The organism is Fructobacillus sp. ChS1-6f1-1-27, assembly GCF_059579415.1.
Genome location: NZ_JCAOER010000002.1, coordinates 25,925 through 46,625, shown reverse-complemented (window position 1 = coordinate 46,625; position 20,701 = coordinate 25,925). Strand labels below are relative to the sequence as shown.

At 45.0% G+C, this 20,701-nt stretch carries 15 protein-coding genes, 1 tRNA gene and 1 riboswitch; of the genes, 2 read left to right on the top strand and 14 right to left on the bottom strand.

Annotated elements, in window-relative coordinates:
* Positions 1–21: 21 nt before the first annotated feature.
* From rlmB to rpoB, 5 genes are all read right to left on the bottom strand, one after another.
* Positions 22–768, bottom strand: a complete 747-nt coding sequence (gene rlmB, locus AC5162_RS01215; protein WP_496533443.1) for a 23S rRNA (guanosine(2251)-2'-O)-methyltransferase RlmB — start codon at positions 766–768, stop codon at positions 22–24.
* Positions 761–1,171 carry a Mini-ribonuclease 3 gene (locus tag AC5162_RS01210; RefSeq protein ID WP_496533442.1) on the bottom strand — a complete coding sequence of 137 codons (411 nt, stop codon included), beginning with the start codon at positions 1,169–1,171 and terminating at the stop codon, positions 761–763. The genes rlmB and AC5162_RS01210 overlap by 8 nt, the downstream gene beginning before the upstream one ends.
* Before the next feature lie 182 nt (positions 1,172–1,353).
* Positions 1,354–1,824: a hypothetical protein gene (locus AC5162_RS01205; RefSeq protein WP_496533441.1), complete on the bottom strand. Its 471-nt coding sequence runs from the start codon at positions 1,822–1,824 to the stop codon at positions 1,354–1,356.
* 85 nt (positions 1,825–1,909) lie between these two features.
* Complete coding sequence (gene rpoC / locus AC5162_RS01200; protein WP_496533440.1) at positions 1,910–5,569, bottom strand: DNA-directed RNA polymerase subunit beta'; 3,660 nt, start codon at positions 5,567–5,569, stop codon at positions 1,910–1,912.
* 22 nt (positions 5,570–5,591) lie between these two features.
* Positions 5,592–9,218, bottom strand: coding sequence for a DNA-directed RNA polymerase subunit beta (gene rpoB, locus AC5162_RS01195; protein ID WP_496533439.1), 3,627 nt, complete (start codon positions 9,216–9,218; stop codon positions 5,592–5,594).
* A gap of 642 nt (positions 9,219–9,860) precedes the next feature.
* Between rpoB and AC5162_RS01190 the strand changes: the two genes are divergently transcribed.
* Positions 9,861–10,439, top strand: a complete 579-nt coding sequence (locus AC5162_RS01190; RefSeq protein ID WP_496533438.1) for a TetR/AcrR family transcriptional regulator — start codon at positions 9,861–9,863, stop codon at positions 10,437–10,439.
* Between the two features lie 43 nt (positions 10,440–10,482).
* Here AC5162_RS01190 and AC5162_RS01185 read toward each other — a convergent pair whose 3' ends face one another.
* From AC5162_RS01185 to trpS, 3 genes are all read right to left on the bottom strand, one after another.
* Positions 10,483–11,916, bottom strand: coding sequence for an amino acid permease (locus AC5162_RS01185; RefSeq protein ID WP_496533437.1), 1,434 nt, complete (start codon positions 11,914–11,916; stop codon positions 10,483–10,485).
* An 87-nt stretch (positions 11,917–12,003) separates the two neighbouring features.
* A riboswitch (Lysine riboswitch) is annotated at positions 12,004–12,171 on the bottom strand.
* Positions 12,172–12,189: 18 nt separating this feature from the next.
* A complete protein-coding gene (locus AC5162_RS01180; RefSeq protein ID WP_496533436.1) occupies positions 12,190–12,843 on the bottom strand; it encodes a hypothetical protein in 654 nt (217 codons plus the stop codon).
* Positions 12,844–12,913: 70 nt separating this feature from the next.
* The gene (gene trpS, locus AC5162_RS01175) at positions 12,914–13,930 is read right to left on the bottom strand and encodes a tryptophan--tRNA ligase (RefSeq protein WP_496533435.1); all 1,017 of its coding nucleotides are present in this window, start codon (positions 13,928–13,930) and stop codon (positions 12,914–12,916) included.
* A 126-nt stretch (positions 13,931–14,056) separates the two neighbouring features.
* Between trpS and AC5162_RS01170 the strand changes: the two genes are divergently transcribed.
* Positions 14,057–15,031 carry a ketopantoate reductase family protein gene (locus AC5162_RS01170; protein WP_496533434.1) on the top strand — a complete coding sequence of 325 codons (975 nt, stop codon included), beginning with the start codon at positions 14,057–14,059 and terminating at the stop codon, positions 15,029–15,031.
* A gap of 63 nt (positions 15,032–15,094) precedes the next feature.
* Here AC5162_RS01170 and AC5162_RS01165 read toward each other — a convergent pair.
* The 6 genes from AC5162_RS01165 to atpA form a co-directional block, all read right to left on the bottom strand.
* Positions 15,095–15,166 (bottom strand) — tRNA-Glu (locus AC5162_RS01165).
* Between the two features lie 87 nt (positions 15,167–15,253).
* Entirely contained in the window at positions 15,254–16,168 is a 915-nt protein-coding gene (locus tag AC5162_RS01160; RefSeq protein WP_496533433.1) for a LysM peptidoglycan-binding domain-containing protein, read from the bottom strand.
* Positions 16,169–16,339: 171 nt separating this feature from the next.
* Positions 16,340–16,783, bottom strand: a complete 444-nt coding sequence (locus AC5162_RS01155) for a F0F1 ATP synthase subunit epsilon (protein WP_496533432.1) — start codon at positions 16,781–16,783, stop codon at positions 16,340–16,342.
* Between the two features lie 12 nt (positions 16,784–16,795).
* Positions 16,796–18,196: a F0F1 ATP synthase subunit beta gene (atpD, locus tag AC5162_RS01150; RefSeq protein ID WP_496533431.1), complete on the bottom strand. Its 1,401-nt coding sequence runs from the start codon at positions 18,194–18,196 to the stop codon at positions 16,796–16,798.
* A gap of 57 nt (positions 18,197–18,253) precedes the next feature.
* The gene (locus tag AC5162_RS01145) at positions 18,254–19,162 is read right to left on the bottom strand and encodes a F0F1 ATP synthase subunit gamma (RefSeq protein ID WP_496533430.1); all 909 of its coding nucleotides are present in this window, start codon (positions 19,160–19,162) and stop codon (positions 18,254–18,256) included.
* Between the two features lie 11 nt (positions 19,163–19,173).
* The gene (gene atpA, locus AC5162_RS01140; protein WP_496533429.1) at positions 19,174–20,691 is read right to left on the bottom strand and encodes a F0F1 ATP synthase subunit alpha; all 1,518 of its coding nucleotides are present in this window, start codon (positions 20,689–20,691) and stop codon (positions 19,174–19,176) included.
* Positions 20,692–20,701 lie beyond the last annotated feature (10 nt).

Below are 20,701 nucleotides of genomic sequence, written 5' to 3'. Positions count from 1 at the left end.
AAATGAGCCAATTGGCTCAAATTACTTTGGGTGTCGCGAACCATATCCTTGGTAAATTAACAAACTAGCAGCGACACTAGCATTTAATGACTGAACGTGACCAACCATCGGGATTGTGAGCATGCCATCCATCTGCTTTTTCAGCAGCGGCGAGATGCCCTTTCCTTCGTTACCAATCACTAAGGCAGTTGCCCCATTGGCGTCCCAGTCACGGTAGTCTTGGCCGGCCATGTCGGTGCCAAAAATCCAAAGGCCCCGGTCCTTTAAGGTCTTCACCGTTTGAACCAGGTTCGTCACCCGGCAAACCGGTACGTGCTCAATCGCCCCAGTTGAGCTCTTAGCCACCGTTCCGGTTAATTGGACTGCTCGGCGCTTTGGAATGATGATTCCATGAACTCCAGCCGCATCGGCCGTCCGAAGAATCGACCCCAAGTTATGGGGGTCTTCGATTTCATCCAAAATTAAGAAAAAAGGTGCTTCCCCGGCGGCATCCGCCTTGGCAAATAAGTCATCCAAGTCCGCATATTCATAAGCCGCAACGGACAAAACTAGCCCCTGGTGGTTCCCACCATCTGCCAATTCGTCCAACTTTTGCTTGGGGGCCTTTTGGATCACAATCCCCTGGTCCTTAGCAAGTTGGCTAACTTCTTTTTCAACCTTTGGCTGCAAGCCCGTCTGTAACCACAGCTTGTTAACTGCCTTTTGCTGCTTTAATGTCTCCACAACGGCATGGTGGCCGTAGATAAAGGCCGGTTCTTCTTTAGACATCTTTTGTTCTCCCGCTTTCAACTTGGTCATAGACCCAGTTCATTAATTCTTCTAACCGGTCTGTTTGCCCTGACAAATACAGGTAACCAACCATCGCCTCAACGCCAGTTGAAATCCGGTAGGAAACAACATTGGTATTTTTGGCCTTGGTATAAGACTTAGCATTACGACCGCGCTTAAAGTAATGCTGTTCTTCTTCCGTCAATAAGTCGTCTTCCACCATCAATTGATACAAGGCCGCATGGGCTTTGGCTGAAACGTAATGGCGCGACTTTTTTTGCAAGTCATTGACCTTGGTTAGACCCAAGTAAACCAAGTGATTACGGACTGCTAGTTCGTAAATTGCATCGCCAATATAGGCTAGCGACAACCCGTTCATTTGCTGGTAGTCAATTTGTTCCATGAAATCCTTCTTGTCTGCAAACCGTCCGCCAACACCTTGAGGATAACGAAACTGTCAAAATTTTGACTAGTCAAATCCTCAAATTGGCTTCAAACCGACTTTTATTTGTCATAAACGGCTTAATCTTTTTTTACAAAGTAAAGCACCCGGACCCAAATTTTTAACTGGGTCGGGTGGCATTCTTACTTCTTTTTACTTGTCTTTTGTACAATCCAGTAGTGGATAGCAAAACGGTATGACCACATCACCATGAAACCGACCACTAAAGCGGCAATCGTGTGGACCGCAATCTCACCTTGCTTTTGAATTGGCCAAAGCAAAAGTGAAGTCACCATCAAGACCACTGAAATGATAATTGCTTGCTCCCACTGGCTCCAAGTCGTGACCTGGTATTGGTGGTGGGGCATCGACTTAGGAAAGAGCCGGTATTGCACCTGCTCTCCTGCTGGACTGAAGGCCGCTGCATAGAAAATGGCAAAGACATAGATGAACCAGTTGGGATCATAGGCCTGGTTACCATTTTTAATTCGGACAGCCAAAAAGATCAATAAAATAACTGTTGGCACAACCACAATGGACCATAGTTGCTTTTGATTCAAATCTTGGACCCATTTAATCCACTTAATTTTAACTTCTGTGTCTGCTTTTTTCATTTGCCTTATACTCCTATTTCCTAGTCTACCTTAAACCAACTTTTTGGACAATAAAAAAAGCCAGCTTTCGCTGACTTTTCCACCGTTATTCTTGGCCGTCAATTGTTTGAGCAACTTCGTCCAAGGTTTGCATTTCTGCTTGAATGTCTTCAGGTTGGGCAACCACTTCGCCAACAACTTCAGGCTTAATCTTACGATATTCGCCCATACCAGTTCCAGCTGGAATGATCTTTCCAATGATGACGTTTTCCTTTAGTCCGACCAATGGGTCGTTCTTGCCACGGATAGCGGCATCAGTCAAGACACGAGTTGTTTCTTGGAATGATGCAGCAGACAAGAATGAGTTAGTTTCCAAAGCCGCCTTGGTAATACCAAGCAAGACAGGACGGGCAGTGGCAGGAATCTTACCAGCAAAGAGTGCTGGTTCGTTAGCCCGCTTGAAGTCCGCAATGTCCATCAAAGTTCCAGGCAACAAGTCAGTTTGACCTGGATCCATGACACGGACCTTCCGCAACATCTGACGAATCATAACTTCGATGTGCTTATCTGAAACTTCGATTCCCTGCAAACGGTAAACCTTTTGAATTTCAGAAAGCATGTATGATTCGGTCGTCAATGTATCAGTAACGGCAAGCAATTCCTTTGGATCAATTGGTCCTTCGTTAATTGCTTGGCCACGCTTGATGGCATCCCCTTCACCAAAGCGCATCCGCGCTGTCAAAGGCAAAGTGTAAGTCCGAGTATCGGTCTCACCTTCAATTGTGACTTCCTTCGTCCGTTCGGCTGGGTTTTCTTCGATCGTCGTGATCTTTCCAGTCACTTCAGAAATTTCAGCACGTCCCTTAGGGATACGAGCTTCAACAATTTCTTGCACACGAGGCAAACCTTGCGTGATATCGTTTCCACCGGCAACACCACCCGTGTGGAAGTTACGCATGGTCAACTGAGTACCAGGTTCACCGATTGATTGAGCGGCAACAGTACCAACTGCTTCACCAACTTCAACTTCTTCACCAGTGGCCAAGTTCCGACCGTAGTCAAGAACAGAAACACCGTGTTCAGTAGTCGAAGTGAAGACAGAACGGATGGTAACTTCTGTGATACCAGCCTTATCAATTTTCTTGGCAGCGTCTTCGTCAATCATTTCGTTACGAGCAACGATCTTTTCACCAGTTTCTGGATCAAAGACTGACTTCATGGCGTAACGTCCCAAGATTCGGTCATACAATGGTTCAACCACTGAGTTACCATCAACAATTGCTGAAACAGCAACACCACGGTCAGAACCATTATCGTATTCACGAACAATAACATCTTGGGCCACATCAACCAAACGACGAGTCAAGTAACCTGAGTTGGCCGTCTTCAAGGCCGTATCAGACATACCCTTACGAGCACCGTGGGTTGAAATAAACATTTCCATCACAGTCAAACCGTCACGGAAGTTTGATGTAACTGGCAATTCGATAATCTTACCACCAGGTCCGGCCATCAAACCACGCATACCGGCCAACTGAACGAAGTTCGAGATGTTACCACGAGCACCAGAATCCTGCATCATGTAGATTGGGTTCTTAGTATCAAATGAATCAATCAATTCATCTTGGATAACATCCTTGGCCTTTGACCAGATATCGATAACCCGCTGGTAACGTTCGGCATCCGTAATCAAACCACGACGGAATTGCTTGGTAACAACGTCCACTTGCTTGTGGGCATCTTCCAAGATCTTTGGCTTATCAGCCAATTCCGTCACGTCGGTCATGGCAACTGTCAAACCAGATTGAGTTGAAATGTCATAACCCAAGTCCTTCATCCGGTCCAAAAGAAGGGATGTTTCAGTTACCTTGTAACGTTTGTATACTTCGGCAATGATATCTGACAAGAAGCCTTTCTTAAACGGCTTAATGATATCGTTGTCCTTCAAGTATTCGTTAATATCTTCTCCGGCATCTAAGAAGAAGTCATCTGAGATTGCCTGGAAGTTTTCGTCTGAAGGTTCATTAATGTATGGGAATTCAGTTGGCAAAATTTCGTTGAAAATCAACTTACCAACAGAAGTAACCATAATCTTTTGACGTTGTTCGGCCGTAAATGGCTTCTTTTCGTCAAATGAAGACGTTTGGATTCCTACCCGAGTATGGTAGTGAACCAACTTATTTTCATAAGCAAGGCGAGCTTCATCAACAGATGAGAAAATCATGCCTTCGCCTTCACGACCTGCTTCTTCAGTAGTCAAGTAATAGTTTCCAATTACCATATCCTGTGAAGGAGCAACGATTGGCTTTCCATCCTTAGGAGCCAAGATGTGGCCAGCGGCCAACATCAACAAACGGGCTTCCGCTTGGGCTTCATCTGACAAAGGAACGTGAATGGCCATCTGGTCCCCATCAAAATCGGCGTTATAAGCTTCACAGATCAATGGGTGTAACCGCATTGCCTTACCTGAAACCAAAACCGGTTCAAAGGCCTGGATTCCAAGACGGTGCAATGTAGGTGCTCGGTTCAACAAAACTGGGTGTTCCTTGATAACGTCTTCCAAAACGTCCATCACATCTTCATCAGCCTTGTCAATCTTGCGCTTAGCAGACTTAACATTGCCTGCCAAACCACGCTTCGTCAATTCCTTCATAATGAATGGGCGGAACAATTCGATTGCCATTGGACGTGGCAGACCCATTTGGTTCATCTTCAAGAATGGACCAACATCAATAACAGAACGACCTGAGTAATCAACACGCTTACCCAACAAGTTTTGACGGAAACGTCCTTGCTTTCCCTTCAACATGTGAGACAAAGACTTCAAAGGACGGTTACCAGGACCAGCAACAGGACGGCCACGACGACCGTTATCCATCAATGCATCGACGGCTTCTTGCAACATCCGCTTTTCGTTTTGAACAATGATACCAGGGGCATGCAAGTCAAACAAACGCTTCAAACGGTTGTTACGGTTAATCACACGACGGTACAAGTCGTTCAAATCAGAAGTGGCAAAGCGGCCACCTTCCAATTGAACCATTGGACGCAAGTCAGGTGGGATAACTGGAATAACATCCATGACCATCCATTCTGGCTTGTTGTCTGATTGCAAGAAAGCTTCAATGATATCCAAACGGCGAACCGCACGGACACGCTTTTGACCAGTTGCTTCTTGCAATTCGTGCTTCAAGGCATCGGCTTCACCAGCCAAGTCAACGTCGGCCAACAATTCCTTGATGGCTTCGGCTCCCATTCCAGCCTTAAAGTTGGCACCGAATTCCTTCTTGTAGTCACGGTATTCGCGTTCAGTCAGCAACTGCTTCTTTTCAACAGGTGCATCACCGGGATCAACTACAACGTAAGAAGCAAAGTAAATCACTTCTTCCAAAGAACGTGGTGACATGTCCAAGACCAATCCCATCCGTGATGGAATTCCCTTGAAGTACCAAATGTGGGTAGCAGGAGCTGCCAATTCAATGTGACCCATCCGTTCGCGACGGACCTTTGCTGAAGTAACTTCAACACCACAGCGGTCACAGACAATTCCCTTATAACGGATGCGCTTGTACTTTCCACAAGCACATTCGTAATCCTTGGTTGGACCAAAGATTCGTTCATCAAACAAACCATCTTTTTCAGGCTTTAAAGTTCGATAGTTAATCGTTTCTGGTTTCTTAACTTCACCATGAGACCAGTCATGGATTTGGTCAGGAGAGGCCAGACCGATTTGCATACTCTCGAATTTGTTAACATCGATTGCCATCTATTCGGTCACCTTTCTTTAATTATTCTTGTTCATCAGTAAAGGTGGCTGCTTGTGCTTGATCCTTGCCTTCAACTTCTTCAAAGGCTTCCTTCACTTCTTTATCATCGCGGTTTAACAAGTCAGGGTTTGTCCGAGCAAGCTTTTGCAAAGCATCAACTGGCAAGACAGAGTCGTCTTCATCCATTTGCTTCAATTGCACGGCTTCACCAGAGTTATCCAAGACCCGCATATCAAGACCAAGTGCTTGCAATTCCTTCACCAAAACTCGGAATGATTCCGGTACACCTGGCTTAGGGATAGCTTCTCCCTTAATAATTGATTCGTAAACCTTAACACGGCCAGCAACATCATCTGACTTGTAAGTCAAGATTTCTTGCAAAGTATAAGCGGCACCATAAGCTTCCAGTGCCCAAACTTCCATTTCTCCAAAACGCTGTCCACCGAACTGAGCTTTTCCACCCAAAGGCTGTTGCGTAACAAGAGAGTAAGGACCGATTGAACGAGCGTGAATCTTATCATCAACCATGTGGGCCAGCTTCATGTAGTGCATAACACCGACACCAACACGCTTATCAAAGGCTTCACCAGTCCGTCCGTCATAAACAACTGACTTTCCATCAGATGGCAAACCAGCTTCTGCCAAGGCATCTTCGATTTCATCATCCGAAGCACCGTCAAAGACAGGAGAGGCCACGTGGATACCCAACTTCTTAGCGGCAAAGCCAAGGTGGAGTTCCAAAACCTGACCAATGTTCATACGTGATGGCACACCCATTGGTGAAAGCAAGATATCAATTGGTGTTCCGTCTGGCATGTATGGCATGTCTTCTTCAGGAACAACAACTGAAACAGTACCCTTGTTTCCGTGACGACCGGCCATCTTATCACCGACTTGGATCTTACGCTTTTGCGCGATGTAGACCCGGACCATTTGGTTAACGCCTGGTGCTAATTCATCACCATTTTCTGGTGTGTAAATCCGAACAGATTGAACGACACCACCACCACCATGGGGAACCTTCAATGAAGTATCGCGAACTTCGCGGGCCTTTTCACCAAAGATTGCGTGAAGCAAACGTTCTTCGGCTGACAAATCAGTAACTCCCTTAGGCGTCACCTTACCAACCAGGATGTCGCCATCCTTAACTTCCGCACCGACACGGATAATTCCGTTTTCGTCCAAGTCCTTCAACTGTTCTTCACCAGTGTTAGGAATTTCGCGGGTAATTTCTTCAGGGCCAAGCTTTGTATCACGGGCCTCTGAATCGTATTCTTCGATGTGAATTGATGTATAAACATCTTCACGGACCAAACGTTCGTTCAAGACGATGGCATCTTCGAAGTTATAACCTTGCCAAGTCATAAAGGCAATCAATGGGTTTTGACCCAAGGCCAATTCACCCTTTTCCATTGAAGGACCGTCAGCTAAGACTTGGTCTTCTTCAATTTGTTCACCAGCCTTAACGATTGGCTTTTGGTTATAGTTCTTACCACCGTTTGAGCGGCGGAACTTCATTAATTCATAAGTGTCAAGTTGACCGTCTTCACGACGAACGCGGATTTCGCGGGCATCAACGTATTCAACTTCACCAGCGGCAGTTGAAATAATAGCGGCACCAGAATCGTGGGCAGCCTTATATTCAACACCAGTACCAACAATTGGTGCGTGTGGGTCAAGCAAAGGAACGGCCTGACGCTGCATGTTGGCACCCATCAAGGCCCGGTTGGAATCATCGTTTTCCAAGAACGGAATAACTGACGTTCCAACAGAAACAACTTGCTTAGGGGAAACATCGACGTAGTCAATCTTTTCGATTGGCGTTTCGATGTTTTCTTCACCAAAGCGAGCCATGGCTGTTTCGTGCACAAATGATCCATCGTCTTCCAATTCCGTGTTGGCTTGGGCAACAATGTAGTTATCTTCTTCATCGGCCGTCAAGTAGTCAATCTTTTCGGTAACCTTGTGAGTTCCCCAATCAACACGACGGTATGGTGTTTCGATAAAGCCATACTTGTTAATCCGACCATAAGTGGCCAAAGAGTTAATCAAACCAATGTTAGGACCTTCGGGTGTTTCAATTGGGTCAATTCGGCCATAGTGGGTGTAGTGAACATCTCGCACTTCAACACCGGCACGGTCACGAGTCAAACCACCAGGACCCAAGGCTGACAAACGACGCTTGTGGTTCATTTCGCCAAGTGGGTTGGTCTGGTCCATAAACTGTGAAAGTTGTGAAGAACCAAAGAATTCTTTAATTGAAGCAACAACCGGACGGATATTAATCAATTGTTGTGGTGTAACGGTTGCAGCGTCTTGGATTGACATCCGTTCGCGGACAACTCGTTCCATCCGAGTCAAACCAATCCGGAACTGGTTTTGCAACAATTCACCAACGGAACGGATTCGACGGTTACCCAAGTGATCAATATCATCAACTTGGCCAACGCCTTCTTGCAAGTTCAAGAAGTAGTTCATTCCAGCCAAGATATCAGCAGGGCGAACGTTGTGTTCGTCTTCTGGCAAATGACCATTACCAATCAAAAGCAAAGTCTTGTCTGGATTTTCAGGTGATTCAATCTTAATCTTTTGCAAAACAACTTCATCTTGCAAAACAGCATCACCAGATGGTGAGTACGAAACCGTCTTAAAGTCTGGGTTATCCAAGAACGGTGCCAACTTAGCCATGACAGCCTTATCAACTACTGTTCCCTTTTCGGCGATAATTTCACCAGAATCTGGGTCGGCCAAAGTTTCAGCCAAAGTTTGGTTTAGCAAACGAGTCTTCAAAGACAACTTCTTATTGATCTTGTAACGACCAACAGGAGCCAAGTCATAACGCTTTGGATCGAAGAAACGAGCAACCAACAAAGCCCGTGATGAATCAGCGGTCTTTGGTTCACCTGGACGCAAACGTTCGTAAATGTCCTTCAGTGATTCTTCAACACGGGAATCAGACATGTTCTTGTGAACATCCTTTTCCAAGGTCATGTTCAAAGCATCATATGAATCTGAGAAGATATCGATGATATCTGAATCAGAGCCAAAGCCAAGGGCTCGGACCAATTCCGTCATCAAAATTTTACGAGTACGGTCGATACGAACGTTGGCAATTCCCTTAGCGTCCGTTTCGTATTCCAACCAAGCACCCCGGTTAGGGATAACAGTCGTACCAAAGTGTGGACGACCGTTCTTGTCAGCTTCTTGGTTGTAATAGATACCAGGTGAGCGAACTAACTGGGAAACGATAACACGTTCCGCCCCGTTAATAATGAAAGTTCCCTGCTTGGTCATCAATGGGAAGTCACCAAAAAAGACATCTTGCGACTTGATTTCACCAGTTTCGTGGTTGGTCAAACGCAAAGTGACATGCAATGGTGCTGAGTAGTTTGCATCGTGTTCACGAGCTTCATCAATGTTGTACTTGGGTTCCATCAACTGGTAGTCGACGTATTCCAATGACAACTTATCTTGGAAATCCGAAATTGGCATGATGTCGTTAAACATCTCCTTGATCCCTTCATCTAGGAACCATTGGTAGGAAGCCAACTGCACCTCAATCAGGTCAGGAATGTCCAGCACTTCTTTGATGCTGGCATATGACCGGCGGGTACGGTATTTACCATAATTTACTAAATGTCCTGCCACACTATCACCTCATCTGTTATTCACTGTCGGCAAATAAAACATTACATTTTGATTACAATTCACCAAAAACGCCCTTTTTTGCCTCGTTAGAGCACAAAAAAAGCAAGTCTCACCAAGGAGCGACCTCAGCGGACATTGCTACTATAAGGGCGTTTGTGGACAATAGATCACAAAACGCCATATTTATTTACAGTGTTACTGCTTACTATTATACGGTTCTTAGTAAAAAAAACAAGGGCCAGTCCTAAAAAAATAGGTCCCGCCCCTGCCGAAAAATGTTTTGTGTTGACCGTTATTTTTTCAACCACAAACGAATTAATTTTAAAGAAAAATTAAGGAACTTAAGTTCGTAAGCCAGCAGGCCAAACACAACTTAGTCACATTTTTCTTATCTCTTCGTCTAACGATAAATAGAACATCAAAATTCAATTTCAACCCAATGGTAATGTCTCTCATCATCACCAGCTTATCAATGGAGAAATAAACGCACAACAGCCTCTATTCTAGCGGTTAAAAGCCCTAAACCACAAGGCTTTTTGGTTTACAAACGTTAACGGGTCCTGCCCATTAATTACTTTTTATTTGAGCGACCGGCCATGCTATAATGGTTAAGAAAGATAAAATATTCACATGGGGGAACCAATGGCCAGCGCAATCACAACTGAGCAAATTTTTGACGCATACTTAGAAGTTGCTAAAAAAGCCGATAAGTTCCAAGACATTTCTTTAGCCAAAGTCGCTAAGCAACTCGGCATTTCTCGCCAGGCCCTCTTCCAACACCACTTTCAAAACGTTCGGGAATTAACTCATTCCCTTTTCTACTATGTTGACCAAATTCCATTTGCTAAAATCAGGACTTATATTGATGGTCAGTCAGTTCATAACTTTGAAGACCTATTACATTTTTTTGCCGCCGATATCATCCCCTACCTATATCAAAAGAGGGATTACCTCTCTATCTTCTATTCCAACTTATCTGGAGCAGAATGGCAGCCCTACTTAACAAAACGTTATACAGACATACTCCTGCCTTACTTTTCTGACCGGTCAACCCAGCAGCCAAACATTTCAGCCAAAACACTATCAATGCTAACCGTCAACCAAATTTTTGCCGTTCTCGGTGTTTGGCTGGGTAAGGGCCAGCCAGAAACACCCGATGTTTTTGCCGAACGCTTTATTTATTACTTTTCACATTCACTCATTGAAATCGCCAACCACTAAAAAAGACAGCTACCAAGGTAGCTGTCTTTTATTTGTTAAAAATTTAGGCGTCTAAATCGACCTCTTCTAGCGGGATGACCTTTGACTTCTTAATGAACTTAAAGCCAAAGTACAAAATCAAGAACAACGGAACCGACAGGTAAGTAATCCCGATTTTTTCCCAGTCAAAGTCGACAAAAGCGGTTGGGTCTTGCAAGATGATAACTAGCGTAGACAGGGCCAAGGCTAGTATTGGGCCAAATGGGAACCAGCGCGCCTTGTAAGGCAGGTCATTGACATCCCGACGTTGTCGGACGTAAGCCCGGCGGAACCGTAGGTGCGAAATCGCAATACCTACCCAGGCAATAAAGCCAGACAAACCAGAAGCAGAAACCAACCAAGTATAAGCTTCGTTCCCACCCTTAATGTCAGATAAGAAGGCCATCATCCCAACAATAATTGTTACAATCAAAGCCCCCATTGGTACACCGTGCTTAGTCAACTTACCAACAAACTTAGGAGCTTGGCCCTTCTCGGCCATGGCATACAAAGTTCGTGTCGCGGCATAGGTACCGGAATTAGCCGCTGATAAAATCGAAGTCAAAATAACGGCGTTCATCAAGGATGCTGCAAAGGCAATCCCAGCATTCTTAAAGACAATCGTAAACGGTGAAACCGTCACATCATTGTTATTAGCAGCACTCAACAAGTTTGGATCCTTATAGTAAACCAAGGCTGAAATCACAAAAATTGCGCCAATATAAAAGAGCAAAATTCGCCAAAAGACTGAGTTAATTGCCTTTGGCACTGATTTTTCAGGGTCCTTCGCTTCCCCGGCGGTAACCCCAACCAACTCTGTACCTTGGAAAGAGAAACCTGCCACTACAAAGACTGCCAAAATTCCTGACCAGCCACTAACAAAACCATGGTGCCCGACTGACAAGTTCTTGCCGACATTAATATCAGAGTGGATAATTCCAAAAATCGTCGCGAAACCGATTACCAAGAAAAAGATAATCGTCACCACTTTAATCATCGACATCCAAAATTCAGTTTCACCATAAGTGCTGACGGAGAAGGTGTTAATTAAGAAAATTAATAGTAAGGTCGTACCGGAAAAAATCCAAGCCGGCACGTTCGGTAGCCAAAATTGAGCAACCAAACCAACAGCAGCCGCCTCAGCAGCTACTGTAATTGCCCAGTTAAACCAGTAGTTCCAGCCAAGGGCAAAGCCCAAAGCCGGTTCAACAAAGCGGTTCCCGTATTCTGAAAACGACCCAGAAGTCGGCATGTAGGTCGCCATCTCTCCGAGCGAGGTCATCAAAAAGTAAACCATGATTCCAATGGCGATGTAGGCGGTAATTGCCCCCATTGGGCCACCCTCTGAAACAGAGGCCCCAGAGGCTAAAAATAGCCCCGTTCCAATTGACCCCCCCAAGGCGATCATCGAAACGTGCCGGGTCTTCAATTGGTGTTGAATCTTATTTTCTTCAGCCATGTGTATGACTCCTAGTATAAATTTCAAACAATAAAAAACCTGCTTTTGTCACAAAACAAAAGCAGGTGGTATCTCGTTAGTAATTAATGATTGCAAAGCGCACCGTTAAAAACGACAGTCTAACAGGTCTTTCCTGTTAACCCAAGAAGAAAGTGCCACCTTTCTTCTTTCGGCGACCGCACCTTTCACTCAATTTCAGCGCTTTTGGCAAGCTCAGTTGAGTTAGTCATCTTGGTCGCAACCTCTTTGTTTGTTGCAATCATTTTAGCACAGTTAAATTTTACCGTCAACGGAAAAGATTCGCTGCCAGTTTTTGGCCTGTTTCAAATACATCCGCGAAAAGACCCGGTGGAACCAGTAGGCTACTAAGAAGGCACCCAAAACAGTCATGGATGATAGGTCCGTACCAACCACCTTGTTGGTCGCAATGATTAGCCAGAACAAAACAAAAAATCCAGCAATCACAATTTTGAGCCAGTGAGCAATGTGTAAACGGGTAATCAAAATGTTTTGAATTTGCATTAATAGAAGAGCCCACATCGTCAACGATAAATCTGGCATGGTCTGGGTAATTGATGGTCCCTGGTCCCAGGTCAAAAAGACGACCAAAGACCATAGCAAGGAGAACAAAAAGAGAATAGTCATGACGGATAGGATCCACCATAAGGCAATCTTATAATCCAGTGACCGGATAAACACTCCCCAAATAACTACAAAAATCCAGACAACCCAGAGACTGCCGAAAAAGTAGGCTGGGCCCGCCAAAAAAGTAAAGTGCTGAGCAATTTCTTGACCGATAATCGCAATAATCGTGTCGAGCAATTCCAAGAAGGAACTATGCAGCCGCAACATAACAGATAAAATAATGAAGGCCAAAAAAGCTAATTTAACTCGAAATGGTCTTTTGATAAGCGGTGAAACTAACAAAAAAACTTCCTTCCCACCCTAGGGGCGTAAACTGCAACAAAATTTTAATCGATAGCTAGCGGTCAAAGTCTTAACCGAAGTAGTTAATCCCCATTGCAGCCCGAACTTCTTGCATCGTCTGCTCTGCTAACTGGTTGGCCTTATCTGACCCTTGTTTTAACATGGCCATTACCTGGTCCATATCCTTGGCATACTCTAGCCGCCGTTCACGGATTGGGGCCAATTCAGCTTCCATCACTTCTAACAAGTGCTTTTTCAACTTCATATCCCCGAGGCCACCAGCTTGGTAGTGGTCCTTTAATTCTTGGACACGAGCCTGGTCAGGATCAAAGATATCCAAGTAAGTGAAGACGACGTTGCCTTCAACATGGCCGAGGTCTTCAACCTTCACATGGGTAGGGTCAGTATACATCGACTTAACCTTTTTGGCTAATGTGTCCGCATCATCTGACAAATAAATCCCATTATTTAATGACTTTGACATCTTCGCATTGCCATCAATTCCAGGTAACCGGCCCTGCCCCTTGGGTGGGAAGACCCCTTCTGGTTCGACGAAAACGTCTGTGCCATACGCATTATTGAAAGACCGGACCAATTCTCGGGTCTGTTCAATCATTGGCTTTTGGTCATCACCAGCTGGAACCTTGTTAGCTTTAAACAAGACAATATCAGCTGCTTGAGAAACTGGGTAGGTCAAGAACCCAGCGGGAACACTTTCGCCAAAACCCTTTTGCCGGATTTCAGTTTTGACCGTTGGATTGCGTTCCAACCGGCCCAATGAAACCAAGTTCATAAAGTACATCGTCAATTCTGCTAATGCTGGAATCTGCGATTGGACAAAGATTGTTGACTTGCTAGGGTCAATGCCCACTGCCAAATAATCCAAGGCCACTTCCCGGAGTGACTTTTGAATTTTTTCAGGATCGCGGGCGTTATCCGTAAAGGCTTGAGTGTCCGCAATCATAATATAGGGGTCATATTGCCCCGAGTTTTGCATCGCTACCCGGTTTTTCAAAGAACCAATGTAGTGACCAATATGTAATTTCCCAGTCGGGCGGTCGCCCGTTAAATAAATTTCTTTTGCCATTTGCTCAATTCTTTCGTTTTCTTGACCCTTTTATTATAACGAATCTTTGGCTTGCTTGCATTACGGATATATTATTGGTATATTATGAGAAAACAATGAGTTTTATATAATATTAGGAGGATGTCTATGAAATACACAGTTGTTGGTGCCGGTGCGATGGGGTTGCGGTACGGGTTGTTGTTGCAAGAAGAAGCCGGCCTAGACGTTGACTTTGTCGAGCCAACCCAGGCCTCCTTAGATAAGATTCATCAACAAGGGGACAAAGTTTTTCGGTCTGTTGACCACCAAGACCGAACCGAAGTTCCAGTCAAAGCCTTTTCGCCAGAAGAATACGAAGGTGATCCTGACGTTTGGATCTTTTTTATGAAGCAAATGCAACTCGCCGATACTTTGAAACGTCTAGCACCAAAATTCAAGGACCACCAAACCGCTTTAGCAGCCATGAACGGAATGGGCCACATCGAAAAAATCCAAGAATACTTTGCTGACGACCACATTATTGGCGGTACTGCAATGATTGCCACTATTTTGAACGATTACGGTGATGTTGACTTTATCGGTGCCACCGGGTCTGTTTACGCTAACTTGACTGAAAAGCCTTCAGAAGTAATGGACCGTGTTCAAGAAGACTTCCAAGCAGCCGGTTTGAATCCCGAGTATTCAAATAACTTTTTAGGGACTTTGTTGACAAAGGTAACCTTTAACTCAGTTACCAACTCAATTGCCACGATGTTCCAAGCCCGGATGGGTCATTTAATTCAATACGACCATTTTATTGATGGTTTAGCCAAACCATTAGTTTATGAAGCGTACGCTGCTGCTCGAGCGGCCGGAATTGAACCAATCGAAAGCGAACAAGAGATGTTAGAGCAATTAGACTACGCCTCCCGGGTTTCTAACCCCCTTCACTTTCCTTCTATGTACCAGGACTTTGTTAAGGGCCGTCCAACGGAGGTTGATTACATCAACGGTTACTTTGCCGACTTGGCTGAAAAAAACGGCCTGGAAGCGCCAAACCACAAGCTGATCGTCCACCTAGTTCATTTGGCAGAAGCAATGCGGGAATTCAACCCACCTAAGAACCAACTGCTTGAACACTAACATTGTTTATTTAATTAAATAAAACCAACAAAAAAGCCGCAACCGAAGTTGCGACTTTTTTAGTAGCTCGTGAGAGAATCGAACTCTCGATTCCGCCGTGAAAGGGCAGCGTCTTAGCCACTTGACCAACGAGCCATGGTCAGTTGTTGCAAGAACTCTCGTCCAAACAACTATTATATTGTAGCAAGGCTAGACGCTACCGTCAAGCATTAATTTAAAAAATTAATACCATCCATTGGCTAAGTGGAACTTCAAGGCGTTAACCGCTGTACCATAACGGGCAGCAATGTAAGCCTTCATGGCGTTCAACTGGTCTTGGTAATCAGCTGTGTTACCGCCATAACGGGCACGGAGGTCTGGTGATAATTGACCAAGCCCATAGTAAATCCCATTACGGGCATTCACGTTTCCACTAGATTCTATCATAATCAACTCTTGCAAAGCCTGTTGTTCGGCATCAGAGTCACTAGTTGAAGTCGTCGTAGTCGTTGCACTAGTTGTGGTAGTGGCAGCGGTTGATGTAGCGGTCGAACTTGCTTGGCTAGTTGATTGACTAGTTGAAGTAGAGGTTGACTGGCTTTGACTAGTTGATGTCGAAGTTGACGTTGAGGTAGAGGTAGAGGTTGATTCACTAGTAGAAGTTGACGTTGAAGTCGACTGGCTAGTTGATGTTGAAGCAGAAGTTGAGCTAGCTTGGCTACCAGAAATCGTCAGTACTTGGCCAACTGAAATTTGGTCAGCATTTGAGATACTGTTTTGGCTTACCAAGGATGAAACGCTCACCCCGTACTTCTGTGCTAATGCCCAGAGGGTATCCCCACTCTTGACAGTATATGTTCCACTTGCGGCAGTACTAGTTGACTGCGTGCTTGCTGAACTAGTGGTACTAGTTGTTGTGCTAGTTGACGCAACCGTGATGACCAGCTCTTGACCCTTATAAATTTGGTCCACGTTTTGGATAGAATTATCCTTAGCGAGTTGAGCAACGGTTGTGTTGTACTGACGCGCTAAAGCTGACAAAGTTTCACCAGCCGCAACCGTGTGCTTTTGCACTTGGTCCGCGTTAGCAACATGTTGACCAGCAACGACTGATCCAGCTAAGCCGGCAGCTACTAGAAGCTGTTTTTTCATGTTCATCGTATTACTCCTTTCTATTGCCAGCCTTAGATGCATTTGTAACAAAAATGCCCAAGACTGCTAATACCTTTATAATAACGCAATAATGATTTAATAAAGGTTAAAAAAAGGATAAGAAAGACGATTTAACCAATAAAAAAGGAGTTCGATTACTCGAACTCCTTTACTAGCCTAACGGCCAGAACGTGCGGCAGCGACGTGGATTCGGTTAACAGCTCGCATCAAGGCGACCTGGGCTAACTTCATGTCACGTTCGTTATGGTTACTTTGGGCTTCGTCCAACCGAGATTGGGCGCGTTCCTTAGCACTTTGTGCACGATCAATATCAATATTATCTGAAGTTTCAGCAGAGTCGGCAATTACTGTCAACATATTCTGTGAAAATTCAGCAACCCCACCGTTAACGGCAAGGGACTTTTCATTCCCGTCTTTTTTAACGAGTAATTCGTCAATGGCCATGGCAGCCAAAATTGGTTCGTGACCAGCCATGATTCCAAGCTGACCACCCTGAGTATTAATCACGGCAATTTCAACTTGGTCTTGGTCATAGACTTGACCTTCAGGCGTTACGATTTTAACCGTAATACCCTTTGGACTGTTTACTTCATCAGCCATGGATTACCCCCCTTATTGGGCCATCGTCTTGGCCTTATCAACCACTTGTTCGATAGCACCGACGTTACGGAAGGCATCTTCAGGCAAAGTATCATACTTACCATCCAAAATTTCCTTAAATGAGCGAACAGTTTCTGAAACAGGAACATATTCACCCTTTACACCAGTAAAGGTTTCCGCAACTGAGAATGGTTGTGACAAGAAGAACTGAATCCGACGAGCACGGTTAACCGTAACACGTTCTTCATCAGACAATTCGTCCATACCCAAGATCGCAATGATATCTTGCAATTCACGGTAACGTTGCAAAGTCCGTTGTACTTCAGTAGCAACTTCGTAGTGGTCTTGGCCAACAACTTGTGGGTCCAAGGCAGAAGAAGTTGATGCCAATGGGTCAACGGCTGGGTAAATACCCTGCTGAGTCAATGAACGTTCCAAGTTGGTTGTGGCATCCAAGTGGGCGAAAGTCGTTGCAGGTGCGGGGTCGGTGTAATCATCGGCAGGCACGTAAACGGCTTGAATTGAAGTAACGGCACCCTTCTTAGTAGAAGTGATTCGTTCTTGCAAACGTCCCATTTCAGAAGCCAAAGTTGGTTGGTAACCAACGGCTGAAGGAATACGACCCAAAAGGGCAGAAACTTCAGAACCAGCTTGAGTAAATCGGTAAATGTTATCGATAAAGAGCAAAACGTCTTTACCTTCGTTATCACGGAATGATTCGGCCATTGTCAAACCAGTCAAGGCAACACGCATACGTGCACCAGGAGGTTCGTTCATTTGACCATAAACCATGGCAGTTTGCTTCAAAACGCCAGATTCCTTCATTTCGTGGTACATGTCGTTACCTTCACGGGTACGTTCCCCAACTCCAGTAAAGACAGAAATACCATTGTGTCCTTGTGCAATGTTGTGGATCAATTCTTGAATCAAGACGGTCTTACCAACACCGGCACCACCGAACAATCCAATTTTTCCACCACGGATATATGGAGCAAGGAGGTCAATAACCTTAATTCCTGTTTCCAAAATTTCCGTTGACGTTGCAAGGTCATCAAATTCTGGTGCAGCGCGGTGGATTGGGTGGCGAGGCTCTGAGGCATCGATATCACCCGCATTATCCACTGGTTGACCCAAAACGTTGAAGACCCGGCCCAAAGTAGCTTCCCCAACGGGAACTTCAATGGGCTTACCGGTATCGCTAACGGCCATGCCGCGTTGCAATCCATCGGTTCCATCCATGGCAATGGTCCGGACAACTCCGTTACCCAAAGCCAAAGAAACTTCAACCGTTAATGTCTTGTTATCTCCTAAATCAACCAACAAGGCGTTGTTGATTTCAGGAACAACTTGCCCTTCTTCAAAGGCAACATCAACAACTGGACCGATCACTTGTACGACTTTTCCAGTAGTCATCGTTGTTTCCTTTCAGTTTAAAGCACCCACATTAAAGTGGCTGTGCTGCTTATATGCTTATTCCAAAGCGACCAAACCACCAGTAATTTCGGTGATTTCTGTCGTGATTTGTGCCTGACGTGCTCGGTTGTATTGCAAATCGAGACCAGAAATCAAATCGGAGGCAGAGTCGGTCGCCGATGACATCGCCGTTGATGAAGCGGCGTGTTCTGCCGTTTTGGCATCCAACACTGCTTCAAAAACAAGGGACTGAATGTATTGTGGCAAGACTACGTTCAAAACAGCAGTTGAATCTGGTTCAGAATCATAAGCAGATTGGACAGTAAAGTCACTGTCAGCTTGGCTATCATCGTTACCATCACTAAGGCTTTCCTTAGTAAGTGGCAACAATTGAACGTTTTCTTGGCTTGCTTCCAAGCGGTTGACAAAGTGGTTATAAACCATGTGCAACGCGTCAAAAGCTTCAGCCTCATACAATGAAATGACCGTCTTTAATAGTTGACGGATTTCATTGAAGGTTGGGACATCGGAAACGCCGCGGTGTTCCAAGGCAATCGTGAAACCGCGCTTCTTATAAAAATCAGCACCATTTCCACCAATTGCAAGGATAACGGCATTATCTTTGTTTAGGCCATGCTCTTCCATCAAAGAATTGGTTTTCTTGATGATATTGGCATTATATGATCCAACCAAGCCGCGGTCAGAAGTTACCACCAAAATTCCAGTCTTTTTAACCGGCCGCTTGGCAACCATTGGCAAGTGAGTTGAGTCCACGTTGTCTAGGACGTGAGCTTCAACCAAGTGCGCCACAACCGCCTTTAAGCGTTGGGCGTATTCCTTGTAACCAGTAGCTGAATTTTGGATTTTATTCAACTTGGCAGTTGAAACCAACTGCATCGCTGAGGTAATCTGACGGGTACTCTTTGTTGAAGCAATTCGCCGTTTAATATCCTGTAAAGAAGCCATTTTGCCTCCTTTTATTGGTCGGCAACTGAGCCAGCAAAGCTATCCTTAAAGCTCTTTACGGCAGCATCCATCTTGTCTGTATCAGGCAATTGCTTGGTTGAAACGATTTCGTCCAACAAAGCCTTTTGGCTGGCATCCAAGTATGAAATCATTTCATCTTGGAAACGTTGCAAGTCTTCGATAGCAACATCGTCCAAGTAACCATGAGTCAATGCATACAAAACAAAGACTTGGTGTTGAACTGACATTGGTGCGTGCAAAGGTTGCTTCAAGATTTCAACAGTTCGCTTACCACGGTTCAACTTAGCTTGCGTTGCCGCATCCAAATCTGAACCGAATTGCGCGAAGGATTCCAATTCACGGTATGAAGCTAAGTCCAAACGCAAAGTTCCAGAAACCTTCTTCATTGCCTTAATCTGAGCATCACCACCAACACGAGAAACTGAAGTACCGGCATCAATGGCTGGGCGAACACCCGCATAGAATGAGTCAGAATCCAAGAAGATCTGACCGTCGGTAATTGAGATAACGTTGGTTGGGATATAAGCAGAAACATCGCCCGCTTGCGTTTCGATAATTGGCAAAGCAGTCATTGACCCAGCACCCAGTTCGTCTGACAACTTGGCTGCACGTTCTAGCAAACGTGAGTGCAAGTAGAAGACATCACCAGGGTAGGCTTCACGTCCAGGCGGACGACGGAGAATCAAGGACAGCTCACGGTATGCCGTTGCTTGCTTTGACAAATCATCAAAGACAATCAAAACATGCTTACCGTTGTACATGAATTCTTCACCCATGGCAGCACCAGCATATGGTGCCAAGTACAACATCGCTGCGGCTTCAGAAGGTCCGGCGTTAACAACAATGGTGTAATCCATTGCGCCCATCTTCTTCAACGTTTCAACTTGTTCACGAACAGTTGAATCCTTTTGACCAATAGCGACATAGATAACAATCATGTCTTGGTCTTTTTGGTTCAAAATTGTATCAACGGCGATTGAAGTCTTTCCAGTCTTACGATCACCAATGATCAATTCACGCTGACCACGACCAATTGGAACCAAGGCATCGATGGCCTTGATACCAGTTTGCAAAGGTTCTGAAACAGATTGACGTTCCATAACCCCTGGCGCCTTCACTTCGACTGGTCGAGTCTTTGTTGTTTTCAAGTCGCCTAATCCGTCAATTGGTTGACCCAATCCGTTGACGACACGCCCGATAAGTTCTTCACCAACTGGCACTTCCATGATGTGTCCAGTCCGCTTAACTGTATCACCTTGGCGAATGCCATCAGAACTACCCAAAACGATAATTCCGACTTCGCTTTCTTCCAAGTTTTGGACCATTCCGAACTCGCCGTTGTTAAATTCAACAAGTTCACCTGACAAGGCGTTTGCCAAGCCAGTTGCCCGTGCGACACCATCACCAATATAGGTAATCGTACCGATTTCTTCTACAGTCAGCTTTGTGTCGAACTTTTCGAGCTGCTGCTTAATTAAAGCAGAAATTTCTTCAGCTTGAATAGCCATTTCTTTTCCT

What these genes read in the sequence shown, in the direction of transcription:
- rlmB (WP_496533443.1), bottom strand. Translation starts at nt 768, where the DNA reads ATGTCTAAAGAAGAACCGGCCTTTATCTACGGCCACCATGCCGTTGTG.
- AC5162_RS01210 (WP_496533442.1), bottom strand. Translation starts at nt 1,171, where the DNA reads ATGGAACAAATTGACTACCAGCAAATGAACGGGTTGTCGCTAGCCTAT.
- AC5162_RS01205 (WP_496533441.1), bottom strand. Translation starts at nt 1,824, where the DNA reads ATGAAAAAAGCAGACACAGAAGTTAAAATTAAGTGGATTAAATGGGTC.
- rpoC (WP_496533440.1), bottom strand. Translation starts at nt 5,569, where the DNA reads ATGGCAATCGATGTTAACAAATTCGAGAGTATGCAAATCGGTCTGGCC.
- AC5162_RS01190 (WP_496533438.1), top strand. Translation starts at nt 9,861, where the DNA reads ATGGCCAGCGCAATCACAACTGAGCAAATTTTTGACGCATACTTAGAA.
- AC5162_RS01185 (WP_496533437.1), bottom strand. Translation starts at nt 11,916, where the DNA reads ATGGCTGAAGAAAATAAGATTCAACACCAATTGAAGACCCGGCACGTT.
- trpS (WP_496533435.1), bottom strand. Translation starts at nt 13,930, where the DNA reads ATGGCAAAAGAAATTTATTTAACGGGCGACCGCCCGACTGGGAAATTA.
- AC5162_RS01170 (WP_496533434.1), top strand. Translation starts at nt 14,057, where the DNA reads ATGAAATACACAGTTGTTGGTGCCGGTGCGATGGGGTTGCGGTACGGG.
- AC5162_RS01160 (WP_496533433.1), bottom strand. Translation starts at nt 16,168, where the DNA reads ATGAACATGAAAAAACAGCTTCTAGTAGCTGCCGGCTTAGCTGGATCA.
- AC5162_RS01155 (WP_496533432.1), bottom strand. Translation starts at nt 16,783, where the DNA reads ATGGCTGATGAAGTAAACAGTCCAAAGGGTATTACGGTTAAAATCGTA.
- atpD (WP_496533431.1), bottom strand. Translation starts at nt 18,196, where the DNA reads ATGACTACTGGAAAAGTCGTACAAGTGATCGGTCCAGTTGTTGATGTT.
- AC5162_RS01145 (WP_496533430.1), bottom strand. Translation starts at nt 19,162, where the DNA reads ATGGCTTCTTTACAGGATATTAAACGGCGAATTGCTTCAACAAAGAGT.
- atpA (WP_496533429.1), bottom strand. Translation starts at nt 20,691, where the DNA reads ATGGCTATTCAAGCTGAAGAAATTTCTGCTTTAATTAAGCAGCAGCTC.